Consider the following 14,705-nt stretch of genomic DNA (forward strand, 5'->3'; position numbering starts at 1 on the left):
GTTTCACCTCATCATCGGGGTTTTTTTGGGGAGAGTGGCTTTGCCCCTGATCAGCCGACGATTTCACCGATCATCGTCAATGGTGTTCCATTATAAAAATTGGGGATATCGGCCACCGCCGGGCCCATTTTGGTCATGGCTTCATCCATGCTGGCCTGATCGGCAAAGCGGATGGTAGCAATCGCATGAAAGGGCGGTGCCGTACCGGGGCCACCGGCCAAACCCTTGATCACCATGGTACTTTCGATCTGGGCGCCGATCTGCTTGGCGACAATCGCCATATGCGTGCTGTTGTAATAGGCGTGATCAAAGTGGGTTCCCTCAGCCTGAGGATATAAAACCTGCAAGGATAAAGACATAAACAACCTTTCAATATGAAGGCCCCCTGTTCCGCGATCAGGAACCCGGGGCGTGGGAGCAGGATCAAACCATCAGCATAAGCCCCCCCATGCCCTTTCGGCAATGATTTGCACCTCTGAAGCGGCCCTTTATGATCAGCAAGGACCATTTTTATGGTTCTTATGATTCCGCGAGATAAACGGTTTGGGTAAAGGGCTTATCCTGCAATGGATTGTGAAATGTCACCGGCTCGGCCCAGGCTTTCGCAAAAACCGTGTTGAGCCGCGCGGTAAACATATCGTCGGGCAAATCATTCGACCATAGACCAAACACCCCGCCCGGCTTCAGATGGGATGCCACTGCCCGCAGGCCATCGGCTTGATAAAAATTCGTGCTGCGGGCATCGAGCAAATCATCGGGTGCATGATCGATATCCACCAGAATCGCATCAAACAGCCGACCGGGAGCCGCCGGATCAAAGCCCCTTTCGCTTTTGGCTAAAGCAAAAAAATCACCGGCGATGATCTGGCAGCGCGGATCATCCATCAGCACGGGGCCAAGGGGCAAAAGCCCGCTGCGGTGCCAATTGATCACCGCATCCAGCATTTCGATCACGACCAGCGATCCCACCTGTTCATGCTCCAAAACCGCCTGCGCGCTATAGCCAAGCCCCAAGCCCCCCACCAGAATATCGAGCTTATCCCCTGTGAGGGCGGCGATGCCCAAGCGGGCGAGGGCGATCTCGGATTGGGTAAAGAGGCTCGACATCAAAAAGGCATCGCCAAGTTTGATTTCAAAAACATCGATGCCCAAGCTCAATTCGCGGCGGCGGCGCAGGCTCAAATCCCCGATGGCGGTGGGTTGATAGTCCAATTCTTCAAAAAGCAGGCTCATATGGGTCAATCTTATATCGGAGGTTCAGATCACGGCTATCCCGGAGAGATGAAAGACAAAGCCAATCCCAGCGCAGCCCGCCAGAATGATAACCGGCATTAAACGAAGATAAAACACGCCCAGCGTGGCCAAGGCCGCCAGCGCCAAAGCCGGGCCATTGATGGAGGCCATGATGGGAATATCCAGCTGCAAACCAAAGGCATTGTAGGGGCGCAATTCAGTAAAGATCACATGCAATCCAAACCATAAGGCAAGATTGAGGATCACCCCCACCACGGCGGCGGTAATCGCCGTCAGCGCCGCTGTCACCGTTTGATTTCCCCGCAGCCGTTCGATAAAGGGCGCACCCAGAAAAATCCATAAAAAACACGGGGTGAAGGTCATCCATGTGGTGAGCAGACCGCCCAGCGTTGCGGCCAATAGCGGCGGCAGGCCCCCGGCATCGCGAAAGGCCCCCATGAAGCCCACAAATTGGGTGACCATGATCAGCGGGCCGGGGGTGGTTTCCGCCATGCCCAGCCCATCGAGCATCTCACCCGAGGCCAGCCAGCCGAAATTCTGCACCGCTTCCTGAGCCACATAGGCCAGCACCGCATAAGCACCGCCGAATGTGACCACCGCCATGGCACTGAAAAATCCGGCAATCCGGGTAAAAATATTTTCCGGGCCAAAGACCCCAAACAGCGCCATCAGGGGCAGAAGCCAGGCGCCAAGAAAAATGGCTGAGATGCGAAAGGCCCAGCCACGGTTCACCCGACTATGCACGGGCGCTTCCTCGCCCAAAAGAGTATCGCGATCCGCCACTTCGATCTGGCCCGGCTTGCCATGTCCGCCCCCAGCCATGAAGGCACCAAGCCCGGCCCGGGCCCCCAAAAATCCGATCAGCCCCGCACCGATGATGATCAGCGGAAAAGGGACGGCAAAGCCAAATATGGCGATGAAGGATGCCCCCGCGATGGCCAGCATGGCCCTGTTTTTCAAAGCGCGCGATCCGATACGGATCACTGCATCCACAATAATGGCCAGCACGGCAGCCTTCAGCCCGAAAAACAACGCTTCAACCGGCCCGGCATGACCCCAAAGGGCATAGATCCAGCTCAAGGCCATGATCGCCACCACACCGGGCAAAACAAACAGAACACCTGCGATGATCCCGCCCGGCGTGCGATGCATCAGCCAGCCGATATAAACCGCAAGCTGCATGGCCTCGGGTCCGGGCAGCAGCATGCAATAATTGAGGGCATGGAGAAACCGCTTTTCGCCCAGCCATTTATGATCTTCGACCAGAATCCGGTGCATCAGCGCAATCTGCCCCGCCGGTCCGCCAAAGCTCAAAAGGCCGATCTGTGCCCAGATGCGGGTGGCCTCGGCAAGGCTGGGATAAGGGCGATTTTGGGTCATCGGGCTGTGACCATCATGAAGGGGGCTTTGCGCGTGGCAAGGGGGCAACAGGCTTTATGGCATGATGATCAGCCTATGCGGAAGCCGCTTATGATGCCAAGGATAAGAGCCAAGATTTGGCAAAAGATTTAAAGGGCGGGCCCCTCCTTGGCCCCTATCCCGCGCAGCAGGCGATCGATGGTTTTATCGGCCACCAGCTTGATCATTCCCCGCACATCCCGGGCTGCCAGTGCCCGCGGCACCGCATCAAGGGGGAGCAGCATTCAGGCATCACAAATCCTTTTAAACCATAGGGGATAGCTATTCCAGCGCATGGGCCGGATAACCGGCATCAGTGGAAGCGGCGGCGATCAAAGCTCGCGCAGACGTGATGGCGCGAACCTAACATCATCTGGCGGATGTGCGCGCGAAAATCGCCGATCTTCAGCGCATGGAACAGATCCTTGGGCATGCACTGGCCAGATGTTCCGGCGATGAAGTGCCGGATTGCCCGATCCTCGATGCCCTGCAATCGGGGGATTGATCGGCGGAGATTTTGGGGTGACACCAAGCGATCACGATCAATGAATGGGGGCCGAGGGCATCAGCCCGAAAGGGTCGTCAGCGCCTGCGCCTCGATATCTTCATCATCATAGAGATTGAAGGTGTCAAATTCGCCGGAAACAACGACACGCTCGCCAACTTCGACCTGCTCGGCACCCTCATCATCCAAGGGATCATATGACATCTGATCGGTATCGATCACATATTCGACCAAGCCAGCATCAAGGGTGAAGTGATTGTCATCAATAGATATCACCTCGCCTGTCAGCGAGATCCAATCGCCGCCATCCCAATAATCATTGGCGACAAAGCTGTAATAGCCATCTTCTTCATCGGCAGCGCTGGCATAGAAATATTCGTTCAGCGTATCAACATAAACCGAACTGGCTTCCAGCGATTTGTTTTCGACAAAATCAGTATCGATACGACCGGAAACCGTGACCTGATCCCCTTCTTCGAGAAGATTTTCATCATACACATCGAAATCATCCATCTCTACGGTCAGATCATCATCGCCATAATCCAATGTAAACCGATCACCCGATACCGAAGCAACGCTGCCGGTGAGGCTAACCCATTCGCCATTATCCGCTGTTGGCACCTCATAATCCTGCGCCAGGGCGGCACTTCCAAATGCGGTGGTCAGGACTGTCGTCATCATAAGAATACGCAGATTTATCATCTGGCTTCTCCTGTTTTTATAAGTCAAATAAGTCTGCCGATAAAAGCAGACACGTTTCGTAAAAGAAAAAGAATTGACTTATCAGCCATAAATTATTCTTTTTCTTTATGCTTTATCCACATGATTATTGATAAATATGATTTCAACCCCCAAGAAACATCTCTATAAAATAGGCATGACTTGCTATGTGATTTCATATTGGGAGATTTTGGCACCAACGCTTGATCGACGATTGAAAGCTTTGTGAATGCCCCATATGGGGGGTGACGGGCTTTCTCCCCCGTCTCCTCCTTGGCCGGCCATCTCCTCCTTTGCAAGACCCACGATTGAACAACGCGAAATCCACCCCACATGCTGATCATCAGACTGATTATAAAAGAGGAGCCGAACTGAGATGAAATGTCCCATCGATAATGAAACCCTGATCATGACCGAACGCAGTGATGTCGAGATCGATTATTGTCCCAAATGCCGCGGGATATGGCTCGATCGCGGGGAGCTTGACAAGATCATCGAACGCTCGGTCGGCACTCCAAACTCTGCCCCCACGCAAACGGCGCAGCGCTATGAAGGCCAGGAACGTGGCCAAAAGCCTTACCGTAAAAAAAAGGAATCGTTTTTAAGCGAACTGTTCGATTTCTGATAAGCCAAGAACGGCTGACCAAAATCAGAGGTCCTTCTCGCCTGCAGGGTATCCCCAATTTTAACAGGGCTCATTCATATCAATAAAATCGAAAAGACTTTTCTGGAAATTTCTGCTATGTTTGCTGGGTGCGGTTGCCCTCGTGGCGAAGCGTGACGTATCGGCTGAAAGCGTCACCGGGCAGCCTATTCAGTCCCTGCCGGTTTGAGGCGACCGCACACCTGTTGCTTTTGATGGGGATGCGGAGTCGTCAGCCGGAAATACAATGTGCCTAGCGCGCGTCCGCGCATGCCGAGAACCGCGTCTTCTAAAGGCCCTGTTCTCTCACCTTAAAGTCATAAGCCCGCGGCGTGCTTGCTGTCCTTCTTCTGCGACTGGCCAGCAGCAAGTTGCATGGCGCGGCGCTATAAAGGCCAAGGGCATGGACAAAAACCCATATGAACTGAGGTTTAGCCATTTTTATAGGTGGATCAATTAATGGGTTGGCGCCTGATATTTATCATAACCCATTGAATTATATAGTATATTGGCGGAGCGGGAGGGATTCGAACCCTCGAGGGGCTTACACCCCAACACGCTTTCCAGGCGTGCGCCTTAAACCGCTCGGCCACCGCTCCGCAAAGTCGTCTTTGGAAAAGTTCATCAGACGAACGGGGCGCACTATAGTCGTTCATCCTATGAACGCAAGCGCGCAGATGCCTTGGCCGCAAAATCTCAGGCTGTTTCTTTGTATTTTTGGATCAACCTGCCCCGCAAATGGTTATTGGCGCCTTCAACCATTAAGATTCATTAAGAATAAATTTTAAATTAACTATGTTCCTTAAATGCAGTTTTACATTTGAAGCTTAGATTTACTCCTATGGGATCAGGATGAGCGCGGATTTGAGAGGGTTCTCTATGCCGCCTCAGAAATCGTCTGATAGGGAAGAATGCCGATGACAAGAGAATTCAAAAAACTGTTCATGGGGCTGGCTGCAGTCTCTTTTCTGGCTACGAGCGCTGTTTTTGCACAGGCGGCGGATATCGCAAGCTGGCAAAGATCCATCGTGAAGGTCGTTGCCCAAAAGCAGGTTTATCCACGATCTGCCCTGCGGCGTGAAATCGAGGGCAATGCCCGCGTTCAGATCACCATTGCCCGGGATGGCACGATTGCCAATTTTGAAATTCTCGAAAATACCGGCCATGATGTTCTGGATCGTGAAGTGCCAAAATTGATGGAACGGATCAGCCCCCTGCCGGCTCCACCCAATGAGCTGAGTGATGATCAGCTGACCTTCATCCTGCCTTTGGCCTGGGCTTTACGCTAAACTCGGGCTTTAGGTTAGACTTTAGCCTTGCGCCAAGCCATTTATGGTCGCTTTTGCTGAAAAACCGTTCTCCCGCTTAAAACCGGGATGGCGGTTTTTGCGTTCAAAGCATGAGCAAGGGACGGGGACGATGGCAGCGATGCCAAATACTGGGATCTATGACCGGAAGATGATGGTGCCCAGGAGAGGACTCGAACCTCCACGACCTTGCGATCACTGGCACCTGAAGCCAGCGCGTCTACCAATTCCGCCACCTGGGCACAGGTGGGTCATCAAGGTCGCGATCACTAGAACCCACAAAGCCCCTTGTCAAGGCGCTTTATTTGATCGCCGAGGAATGACACAATGATTCTCATTCCTCTTTCAAAGCAGCGGGAGCCTTAAAACATCATGCCCATAAAAGACGCCCGATTGGCAACGGTTTTTGGCGGTTCCGGCTTCATCGGCCGCGCTGTGGTGCAAAGGCTGGCGCGGGCAGGCTATCGGATCCGGGTGGCCGTGCGCCATCCCGATAACGCCTATTTTCTAAAGCCTTTGGGCGAAATGGGCCAAATCCATGCCGTGCCCGCCGATCTGACGAATGCGCCTTCCATCAAAGCCGCATTGGCGGGCAGCGATATCGCAATCAATCTGGTGGGAATCCTCAGCCAATCGGGCCGGCAACGCTTTGATCTGGTGCAGGCAAAGGGCGCGGGCCTGATCGCCCGCACTGCCGCCGAACTGGGGATCAGCGATCTGGTGCATCTTTCGGCCATTGGTGCGGATGCCGCCTCTCCTTCCCTTTATGCTATCAGCAAAGCGCAAGGCGAGCAGGCAGTGAGAGACGCCTTCCCCAAGGCCCATATCCTGCGCCCCAGCCTTGTTTTCGGGCCGGACGATGCTTTCACCAACCGCTTTGCCGCCCTTGCCAAAAAGCTGCCCTTCATGCCGGTGATCGCCGGTGAGACCCGCTTTCAGCCGGTTTATGTGGGGGATGTGGCGGATGCGGTTCTCGCCGCCTTGCGCCAGCCCGCGCCGGAAAAGGCGACCCTCCATGAATTGGGCGGACCAAAGATCTACAGCTTTCGGGCTTTGCTGGGAATGATCCTTCATTATTCGGGGCAAAAGCGCCCTTTGCTGGATATTCCCATGCCATTGGCCCGGCTGCAGGCAAGTTTTTTGCAATATCTGCCTTCGCCGCCCCTGACGCCGGATCAATTGCTGATGCTGCAGCAGGATAATATCGTGCATGAAAACACCCCCGGCCTGCGCGATCTGGGGATCAGCCCCACGGCCGCCGAAGCCATCCTGCCCGGCTATCTTGATCTTTATGCCCCCCAAGGCCGTTTCACACGGCCCCGAAATCAATAAAGCCCGTTTCACACGGCCCAAGCACCCATAAGGCCGTTTCACAGGGCTCAGAATGACACCCCATTGGATCGAGGCAAGGGGCAGGGTCTGCCGGGCCGATCATGCCCCAAGGCAGGAAGCGCCCGGCGGGCCGGATCATCCCGGATCCCTCACACAGGATCGCACTTTGCCTTTTGATGGGCATCGGCTGCCATAAAATCAAGGGTTTTTTGGCCCTTCAACCCGGCAAGAGTGAATCTGGCCCAAAGCTTGCTAGGGTCTAGCAAAACAGGATTGAAAGGCCGGAAACAGGTGGGTCTATGTCACATCAACGGATGAAACCCTTCGCAGATAAAGCATCCATCTCTGACAGAGTGGGGGCTGAGCCTCTGCGCCCCGATCAAAATTCAGCCTTGTCGAGGCCAAAGACTGGCCCAGAGGCTGGCCCAAAGGCTGGCCCAGACAAGGATAGCCGCAAACAAACGGCCCGCATGATCGCCTATCATCTGCGCCGGGCGACAACGATCCGTCTCGACCCCTGATCTTATTAAGGCAGCAATACTGCCATAATGGACAATTCGTGCTCGTATTTCAAATTTTTTGATGATAGCTTAATCAAATCAGGCATCGACTAAGGGTGATCCGGGGTGTAGCCGGTTTCGCCTTGATCGTGCCTGATGATCATCGGCACCTGATGGGTCATCCCGGTCTCATCCGTTTTTCGAGACCAAAGGCTATGGCGCTTCCTCATTCTGGAGCCGCCCGGCCTGATGGCATCATCTCAATCACAAGACATGCCCCGCATTTTATGGGGGCGGCTTTAATCGCAAGCCGCCAGAAAGCGAAGGAACTGCCATGACCGAGCGCATGCTGAAATTTGTCTCTCTTGCGCAGGCCATGCCGGATAAACGCCCGGCGCCCCAGCGACGCACGGATTTCGATGAAATCTATCGCGCTTTTGCGCAGGAAAAAGCTGCGGAGCAGGCCTCGCGCTGTTCGCAATGTGGCGTGCCTTTTTGCCAGATTCACTGCCCCTTGCAGAACAATATCCCCGATTGGCTGCGGCTGGCTGCCGAAGGCCGCTGGGAAGAAGCCTATGCGGTTTCATCCTCCACCAATAGCATGCCGGAAATCTGTGGCCGCATCTGCCCGCAGGATCGTTTGTGCGAAGGCAATTGCGTGATCGAAAAAGGCTTTGAATCGGTGACCATCGGCGCGGTGGAAAAGCATATCACCGATCTGGCATGGGCGCGGGGCTGGATCAAGCCGATCACCCCGCCTTTGGAGCGCGATCAATCGGTGGGCATCATCGGTGCGGGCCCGGCGGGGCTTGCCTGTGCCGAACGGTTGCGGCGCAAGGGCTATCAGGTGGCCATTTATGATCGCTATGATCGCATCGGCGGGCTTTTGATCTATGGGATTCCCAATTTCAAGCTTGAAAAGGATGTTGTTCTACGGCGGGGCCAGCGCCTGATCGAAAGCGGGGTTAAATTTCACATGAATGTGGATGTGGGCCGCGATATCACCTTGGGCGCCTTGCGCCAGCGCCATGATGCGGTGCTGATCGCCACCGGCACCTATCAGGCGCGGGAGCTGAAGGCCCCCGGTGTGGGGCTGGGCAATATCGTGCCGGCACTGCCCTATCTGATCCGCGCCAATCGCACCGATCTGGGCGATAAGCTGCCTGCCACCGATAGCAGCCGCTTCAACGCCAAAGACAAGCGCGTGGTGGTGATTGGCGGCGGCGATACGGCCATGGATTGCGTGCGCACCGCCACCCGCCAGGGGGCCAGCAGCGTCACCTGCCTTTATCGCCGGGATCGCCAGAATATGCCCGGCTCGGCGCGCGAAGTGATGAATGCCGAAGAAGAAGGCGTGGTGTTCAACTGGCTATCCGCACCCGAAGCCTTTCTGGGTCGCCGTGTGGTCAGCGCTGTGCGGGCATCTAAAATGCGTCTGGGCCCCGCCGATGCCACCGGTCGGCGCAGCCCCGAACCCATTCCCGATCAAAGCCACAGCCTTGAAGCCGATCTGGTGATCCAGGCTTTGGGTTTTGAGGCCGAAGATCTGGTGAGCGCTTTCGATGCCCCTGATCTGCTCACCACAAGCTGGGGCACCGTTAAAACCAGCGGACCATCCCTTGAAACATCCCTTGATGGGGTTTTTGCTGCCGGGGATATCGTGCGGGGCGCATCCCTTGTGGTGTGGGCGGTGCGCGATGGCCAGGATGCCGCCGCCGCCATTGATCGTTATCTCAAAGACAAAAGAACGCCAAAGCCCCACTCGGCTGATGACCAAAGCCTTGCTTTGGAAACGGTCAGTTAATGCTTGCAGAGACGCCATCCATTCGCGAGCATAAGCGTTCCTTCAAATAAACTGAAAGTATATCCATGTTCTCCACCGATCTGCTGAACACGCAAAAGCTTCATGATCACTCGTCAGCTTTTGGCCGCCCTCTTTTGGGGCTGGCCATGGCGGCCGTTTTTCTGCTTGCCCCCTTCAGCCCCCAATCCGCTTTCGCCCAAAGTGCAAAAACGGATGCCAGCCAAAGCGATGAGGAAAAATTTGAAGCCATCCGCGAACTGGTGGAAATCACCCAGATCGAAGCGATGGCCGCGCAGATGATCGATCTGTTCAATGAAGATATTCTGCCCTTGCTTCTTGAATCAAACCCGGAAGCGAATGAACAGCTTGATCGTATCATTCGCGAAGAAGTGGCGGGGGCGATGCTCTCCTTGAAACCCGATGTGATTGCCCTCACGGCTTCGGTGTGGTCGCGCCATTTCACCATCGAGGAAATTCGCGTGCTGACCGCATTTTACCAGACCCCCCTTGGCACCAAGCTTTTGGAAAAACAGCCGATTATCGCCCGGGAAAGCATGCAGGCGGGGATGCAGATGTCGCAAAAGGCGGCCATGACGGCGATGGAGGCCATCAAAAACCGCCTGACCGCCGAAAATCTGACTGTGCCCGCACAGCTTTAAGATCAACCGCGGCCCAGCCTTCAATCAAGCCCCAGCCTTCAATCAAGCCAAGACCGAAATCAGGAAAACCCTGTCATGACCCATCTTCCCCCTGAAGCCATCGGATTATATCACCCATCGGAAGAACGCGATGCCTGTGGTGTGGGCCTGGTTGCTGCCATCAATGGCAAGGCATCGCGCCGGGTCGTGGAATCGGGGATTAGCGCCCTCAAAGCCGTTTGGCATCGCGGGGCGGTGGATGCCGATGGCAAAACCGGCGATGGGGCGGGGATTCATCTGGAAATTCCCCAGCCCCTGTTCCGCGATCATGCCGAGCGCATGGGCCAAAGCATCAAAAGCGATGAGCGCATTGCTGTGGGCATGGTGTTTTTGCCGCGCACGGATTTATCGGCGCAGGAACGCTGCCGCTCCATCGTTGAGGGGGCCATTTTATCGGCGGGCCACAAGATTTATGGCTGGCGGCAGGTGCCTGTGGATGCTTCGGTGATTGGCACGAAAGCCCAATCCACCCGCCCCGAAATCGAACAGATCCTGATCGCCAATGATAAAAATCTCGATGAAGAAGCCTTTGAGCGTGATCTTTATGTCATCCGTCGCACCATCGAAAAAGAGGTGATCACGGCCCAGATCAATGAATTTTATATCTGTTCGCTTTCGGCGCGTTCGATCATCTATAAGGGCCTGTTTCTGGCCGAACAGCTTTCGGTGTTTTATCCCGATCTGAAAGACAAGCGATTCGTTTCATCTTTTGCCCTTTATCATCAGCGCTATTCCACCAATACCTTCCCCCAATGGTGGCTGGCCCAGCCCTTTCGGATGATCGCCCATAATGGCGAGATCAATACCGTGCGGGGCAATGTCAACTGGATGCGCAGCCATCAAATTCGTATGGCCTCGCTGGCCTTTGGCGATCATGATGAAGCGATCAAGCCGGTGGTGCCGCAGGGCGCATCCGATTCCGCAGCCCTTGATTCGGTTTTTGAATTGCTGGTGCGGGCGGGCCGCTCCGCCCCCATGGCGAAAAGCCTTCTGGTGCCCGAAGCCTGGTCGAAGCGCACCACCATGCCCGATTCCCATCGCGCGATGTATGCCTATTGCAATTCGGTGATGGAGCCATGGGACGGCCCGGCAGCGCTGGTGGCCTATGATGGGCGGTTTGCGCTGGCGGGTCTTGATCGCAATGGCCTGCGCCCCCTGCGCTATACCGTCACCCGCGATGGCCTGCTGATCGTGGGATCAGAATCCGGCATGGTGGTGGTAGAAGAGGAAAATATTATTGAAAAAGGCCGCTTAGGTCCGGGGCAGATGATTGCCGTCGATCTGGTGGATGGCCATTTCTATCATGATCTGGAATTGAAAGACGCCCTCGCCAATGCCCGGCCTTTTGAACATTGGGTCCGGCATTTCAAGGATTTCGATGAAATCGTTGATGAGCACAGCACAGAACCCGCGAGCTATGAAAAACATGAATTGCTGCGGCGTCAGTTTTTAGCGGGGCTGAGCCATGAAGATCTGGAACTGATCCTGCACCCGCAAGCCGATGACGGTAAGGAGGCCATCGGTTCGATGGGCGATGATACGCCTTTGGCCGTCCTCTCCTCGCATTATCGGCCCTTGTCGCATTATTTCCGGCAAAATTTCAGTCAGGTCACCAATCCCCCCATCGATCCCTTGCGCGAACAAAGGGTGATGTCGCTGAAAACCCGTTTCGGTAATTTTGGCAATGTGCTGGATGGTGATAATCCGCAAAATAATGTGCTCATTCTTGAAAGCCCGGTGCTTACCTCGCGCGAATATCTGGCCCTGCTCGATTATTGGGGCAATGAAGCCACCATCATCGATTGCACCTTTGACCTCAAAGCCGGGCCTGGCGCGCTGAAAGATGCGCTCGATCGTATCCGCGACGAAGCCGAGGATGCGGTGCGCTCAGGGCTGGGGCAGATTTTTCTTACCGACGAGAAGATCGGCCCTGATCGCGCCCCGGTGCCAATGATCCTGGCCACCGGCGGCGTGCACACGCATCTGCTCAATCGCGGCTTGCGGACCTTTGCCAGCCTTAATGTGCGGGCCTGTGATTGCCTTGATACCCATGCCTATGCGGTGCTGATCGGGGTGGGGGCGACCACGGTCAATGCCTATCTGGCGCAGGAAGCCATTCATGATCGCTTTGCGCGGGGGCTTTTTGGTTCCAAAAGCTATGACGCGTGCCTCAAAAACTGGAAGGATGCCATTGATAATGGCCTTTTGAAGATCATCTCGAAAATGGGGATCAGCGTGATTTCCAGCTATCGGGGCGGTGGCAATTACGAGGCATTGGGCCTGTCGCGGGCTTTGGCGGCGGAATTTTTCCCCAATGTGCCGTCAAAAATATCCGGAATCGGTCTGGCCGGGATTGAAGAAACCCTGCGCGCCAATCATGCCCGGGCCTTTGAGGAAGATGTCTCGAGCCTGCCCATCGGTGGCCTTTACCGCTTTCGTGCCGGGGCGGAAACCCATGCTTTTGAAGGCCGCCTGATCCATATGCTGCAAATGGCGGTGGCCAGCGGGGCCAGTTCGCAATTCCGGCATTATACCAGTGCCCTGGCCAAGCTGCCGCCGGTTAACTTGCGCGATCTGATGGATTTTGTGCCCAAGAAAAAGCCGGTGAGCCTTGATGATGTCGAATCGGTGACGGCCCTTCGGAAGCGATTCGTCACCCCGGGTATGAGCATGGGGGCGCTATCACCTGAAGCCCATGAAACTCTGGCCATTGCCATGAACCGCATCGGCGCGAAATCGGTTTCCGGTGAAGGGGGCGAGGATGAACGCCGCTTCAAACCCTATGCCAATGGCGATAATGCCAATTCGCCGATCAAGCAGATTGCCTCGGGGCGCTTTGGGGTCACGGCCAATTATCTCAATAATTGCGAAGAAATCGAAATCAAGGTGGCGCAAGGGGCAAAGCCCGGCGAGGGCGGCCAGCTTCCCGGTTTTAAGGTCACCGAACTGATCGCCAAATTGCGCCATGCCACCCCCGGGGTGATGCTGATTTCGCCACCCCCCCATCATGATATCTATTCCATCGAGGATCTGGCGCAGCTCATTTATGATTTAAAGCAGATCAATCCGGTGGCCCGGGTTTGTGTAAAGCTGGTGGCTTCTGCCGGGATCGGCACCATTGCCGCCGGTGTGGCCAAAGCCCATGCCGATGTGATCCAGATTTCCGGCCATTCAGGCGGCACCGGCGCATCGCCGCAAACCTCGATCAAATATGCCGGTGCCCCATGGGAACTGGGGCTGGCCGAGGTCAATCAGGTGCTCACCCTTAATCGCCTGCGCCATCGGGTCAAGCTGCGCGTGGATGGGGGGCTGAAAACCGGGCGCGATATCGTTATCGGGGCGCTATTGGGGGCCGAGGAATTTGGCATCGGCACGGCATCGCTGGTGGCGATGGGCTGTTTGATGGTGCGCCAATGCCATTCCAATACCTGCCCGGTGGGCATCTGCACCCAAGATGAGGATCTCCGCAAGAAATTTGATGGATCGGCGGAAAAGGTTGTCAATCTGATGACCTTTCTGGCCGAGGATGTGCGCGAAATTCTGGCCGGGCTGGGAGCCCATTCCCTTGAAGAAATCATCGGCCGTTCGGATCTCTTAAAACAGATGAGCCGGGGCTCGCCGCGCCTTGATGATCTGGATCTCAATCCCATTCTGGTAAGGGTGGATGCGCCTGATGAAGAACGCATCTGCCGCACCATTGGCCGCAATGACGTGCCCGATTCCCTTGATGCCAAAATGATCGAGGATGCCAAACCGGTGTTTGAGCGCGGCGAGAAAATGCAGCTCACCTATGCCATTCGCAATATCCATCGGGCCGTGGGCACCCGCTTTTCCGCGCATCTGGTGCGGGGCAATCTGAGTGAACGGATGGCCGCCGATCATGTGACAGTGCAGCTAAAAGGCTCGGCGGGGCAATCCCTTGGCGCTTTTGCAGTGCGCGGGCTGAAGCTCGTGGTTTTTGGCGATGCCAATGATTATGTGGGCAAAGGCTTATCGGGCGGCACCATCATCGTGCGGCCCCCGGCACGATCACCCCTGATCAGCAATGAAAATACGATCATCGGCAATACCGTGCTTTATGGGGCGACATCGGGACAGCTTTTTGCCTCGGGGCAGGCGGGTGAACGATTTGCCGTGCGCAATTCCGGGGCCGAAGCGGTGATCGAAGGCTGCGGCGATAATGGCTGCGAATATATGACCGGGGGCACCTGTGTCATTCTTGGCTCTGTGGGCGATAATTTCGCCGCCGGGATGACCGGGGGCATGGCCTTCATCTATGATGATCGTAATGATTTCGATAACCATCTCAATCAGGATACGGTGATCGCCACCCGCATTCAATCTGCCCATTGGGAAGCGCATTTGCAGAACCTGATCGAACAGCATCTGACCGCCACCGACAGCCGCCATGCGGCCATGCTGCTGAGCAATTGGAAAGAAAGCCTGAATCGCTTCTGGCAGGTGGTGCCAAAGGAAATGCTGAACCGCTTGTCTCATCCCCTGTCGGATGAAAAGGAACGCGAAAGCGCCTGATCCAGCCTGAA

Annotated in this window: 11 protein-coding genes and 2 tRNA genes; 6 read left to right on the plus strand and 7 right to left on the minus strand. The window is 55.5% G+C overall.

Annotated elements, in window-relative coordinates; all coding sequences use genetic code 11:
• Positions 1-50: 50 nt before the first annotated feature.
• From AQ1_RS13215 to AQ1_RS13235, 5 genes are all read right to left on the minus strand, one after another.
• Positions 51-359 (minus strand): EthD family reductase, encoded by a 309-nt coding sequence (locus tag AQ1_RS13215; protein ID WP_042088121.1) that lies wholly within the window; start codon positions 357-359, stop codon positions 51-53.
• Between the two features lie 160 nt (positions 360-519).
• Entirely contained in the window at positions 520-1,233 is a 714-nt protein-coding gene (locus AQ1_RS13220) for a spermine/spermidine synthase domain-containing protein (RefSeq protein ID WP_042088123.1), read from the minus strand.
• A 24-nt stretch (positions 1,234-1,257) separates the two neighbouring features.
• On the minus strand, positions 1,258-2,634 hold the full coding sequence (gene chrA / locus AQ1_RS13225) for a chromate efflux transporter (RefSeq protein ID WP_042088125.1): 1,377 nt from the start codon (positions 2,632-2,634) through the stop codon (positions 1,258-1,260).
• Positions 2,635-2,762: 128 nt separating this feature from the next.
• Positions 2,763-2,897: a hypothetical protein gene (locus AQ1_RS15590; RefSeq protein WP_313978201.1), complete on the minus strand. Its 135-nt coding sequence runs from the start codon at positions 2,895-2,897 to the stop codon at positions 2,763-2,765.
• Between the two features lie 320 nt (positions 2,898-3,217).
• Positions 3,218-3,859 carry a hypothetical protein gene (locus AQ1_RS13235; protein WP_150006687.1) on the minus strand — a complete coding sequence of 214 codons (642 nt, stop codon included), beginning with the start codon at positions 3,857-3,859 and terminating at the stop codon, positions 3,218-3,220.
• Between the two features lie 394 nt (positions 3,860-4,253).
• On the opposite strand from AQ1_RS13235, the gene AQ1_RS13240 reads away from it, so the two are divergent.
• Complete coding sequence (locus tag AQ1_RS13240) at positions 4,254-4,502, plus strand: TFIIB-type zinc ribbon-containing protein (protein WP_042088127.1); 249 nt, start codon at positions 4,254-4,256, stop codon at positions 4,500-4,502.
• A 527-nt stretch (positions 4,503-5,029) separates the two neighbouring features.
• Here the strand turns inward: AQ1_RS13240 and AQ1_RS13245 are convergent.
• Positions 5,030-5,119, minus strand: a tRNA-Ser gene (locus tag AQ1_RS13245).
• 318 nt (positions 5,120-5,437) lie between these two features.
• Between AQ1_RS13245 and AQ1_RS14750 the strand changes: the two genes are divergently transcribed.
• Complete coding sequence (locus AQ1_RS14750; protein ID WP_081837342.1) at positions 5,438-5,809, plus strand: energy transducer TonB; 372 nt, start codon at positions 5,438-5,440, stop codon at positions 5,807-5,809.
• Positions 5,810-5,982: 173 nt separating this feature from the next.
• Here the strand turns inward: AQ1_RS14750 and AQ1_RS13255 are convergent.
• A tRNA-Leu gene (locus tag AQ1_RS13255) sits at positions 5,983-6,069 on the minus strand.
• Positions 6,070-6,199: 130 nt separating this feature from the next.
• On the opposite strand from AQ1_RS13255, the gene AQ1_RS13260 reads away from it, so the two are divergent.
• The 4 genes from AQ1_RS13260 (at position 6,200) to gltB (ending at position 14,694) form a co-directional block, all read left to right on the plus strand.
• On the plus strand, positions 6,200-7,159 hold the full coding sequence (locus AQ1_RS13260) for a complex I NDUFA9 subunit family protein (RefSeq protein ID WP_042088128.1): 960 nt from the start codon (positions 6,200-6,202) through the stop codon (positions 7,157-7,159).
• 834 nt (positions 7,160-7,993) lie between these two features.
• Entirely contained in the window at positions 7,994-9,463 is a 1,470-nt protein-coding gene (locus AQ1_RS13275; RefSeq protein WP_042088133.1) for an NAD(P)-dependent oxidoreductase, read from the plus strand.
• Positions 9,464-9,528: 65 nt separating this feature from the next.
• Entirely contained in the window at positions 9,529-10,122 is a 594-nt protein-coding gene (locus AQ1_RS14755) for a DUF2059 domain-containing protein (RefSeq protein ID WP_052371290.1), read from the plus strand.
• Positions 10,123-10,197: 75 nt separating this feature from the next.
• Positions 10,198-14,694, plus strand: a complete 4,497-nt coding sequence (gene gltB, locus AQ1_RS13285; RefSeq protein ID WP_042088134.1) for a glutamate synthase large subunit — start codon at positions 10,198-10,200, stop codon at positions 14,692-14,694.
• Positions 14,695-14,705 lie beyond the last annotated feature (11 nt).

The sequence above is a fragment of the Iodidimonas nitroreducens genome (assembly GCA_000710935.1).
Lineage (GTDB): Bacteria > Pseudomonadota > Alphaproteobacteria > Sphingomonadales > Rhodothalassiaceae > Iodidimonas > Iodidimonas nitroreducens.

Excerpts from the sequence above, each read along its gene's own strand:
- AQ1_RS13215 (WP_042088121.1), bottom strand. The coding sequence starts at position 359 with ATGTCTTTATCCTTGCAGGTTTTATATCCTCAGGCTGAGGGAACCCAC.
- AQ1_RS13220 (WP_042088123.1), bottom strand. The coding sequence starts at position 1,233 with ATGAGCCTGCTTTTTGAAGAATTGGACTATCAACCCACCGCCATCGGG.
- chrA (WP_042088125.1), bottom strand. The coding sequence starts at position 2,634 with ATGACCCAAAATCGCCCTTATCCCAGCCTTGCCGAGGCCACCCGCATC.
- AQ1_RS15590 (WP_313978201.1), bottom strand. The coding sequence starts at position 2,897 with ATGCTGCTCCCCCTTGATGCGGTGCCGCGGGCACTGGCAGCCCGGGAT.
- AQ1_RS13235 (WP_150006687.1), bottom strand. The coding sequence starts at position 3,859 with ATGATAAATCTGCGTATTCTTATGATGACGACAGTCCTGACCACCGCA.
- AQ1_RS13240 (WP_042088127.1), top strand. The coding sequence starts at position 4,254 with ATGAAATGTCCCATCGATAATGAAACCCTGATCATGACCGAACGCAGT.
- AQ1_RS14750 (WP_081837342.1), top strand. The coding sequence starts at position 5,438 with ATGACAAGAGAATTCAAAAAACTGTTCATGGGGCTGGCTGCAGTCTCT.
- AQ1_RS13260 (WP_042088128.1), top strand. The coding sequence starts at position 6,200 with ATGCCCATAAAAGACGCCCGATTGGCAACGGTTTTTGGCGGTTCCGGC.
- AQ1_RS13275 (WP_042088133.1), top strand. The coding sequence starts at position 7,994 with ATGACCGAGCGCATGCTGAAATTTGTCTCTCTTGCGCAGGCCATGCCG.
- AQ1_RS14755 (WP_052371290.1), top strand. The coding sequence starts at position 9,529 with ATGTTCTCCACCGATCTGCTGAACACGCAAAAGCTTCATGATCACTCG.
- gltB (WP_042088134.1), top strand. The coding sequence starts at position 10,198 with ATGACCCATCTTCCCCCTGAAGCCATCGGATTATATCACCCATCGGAA.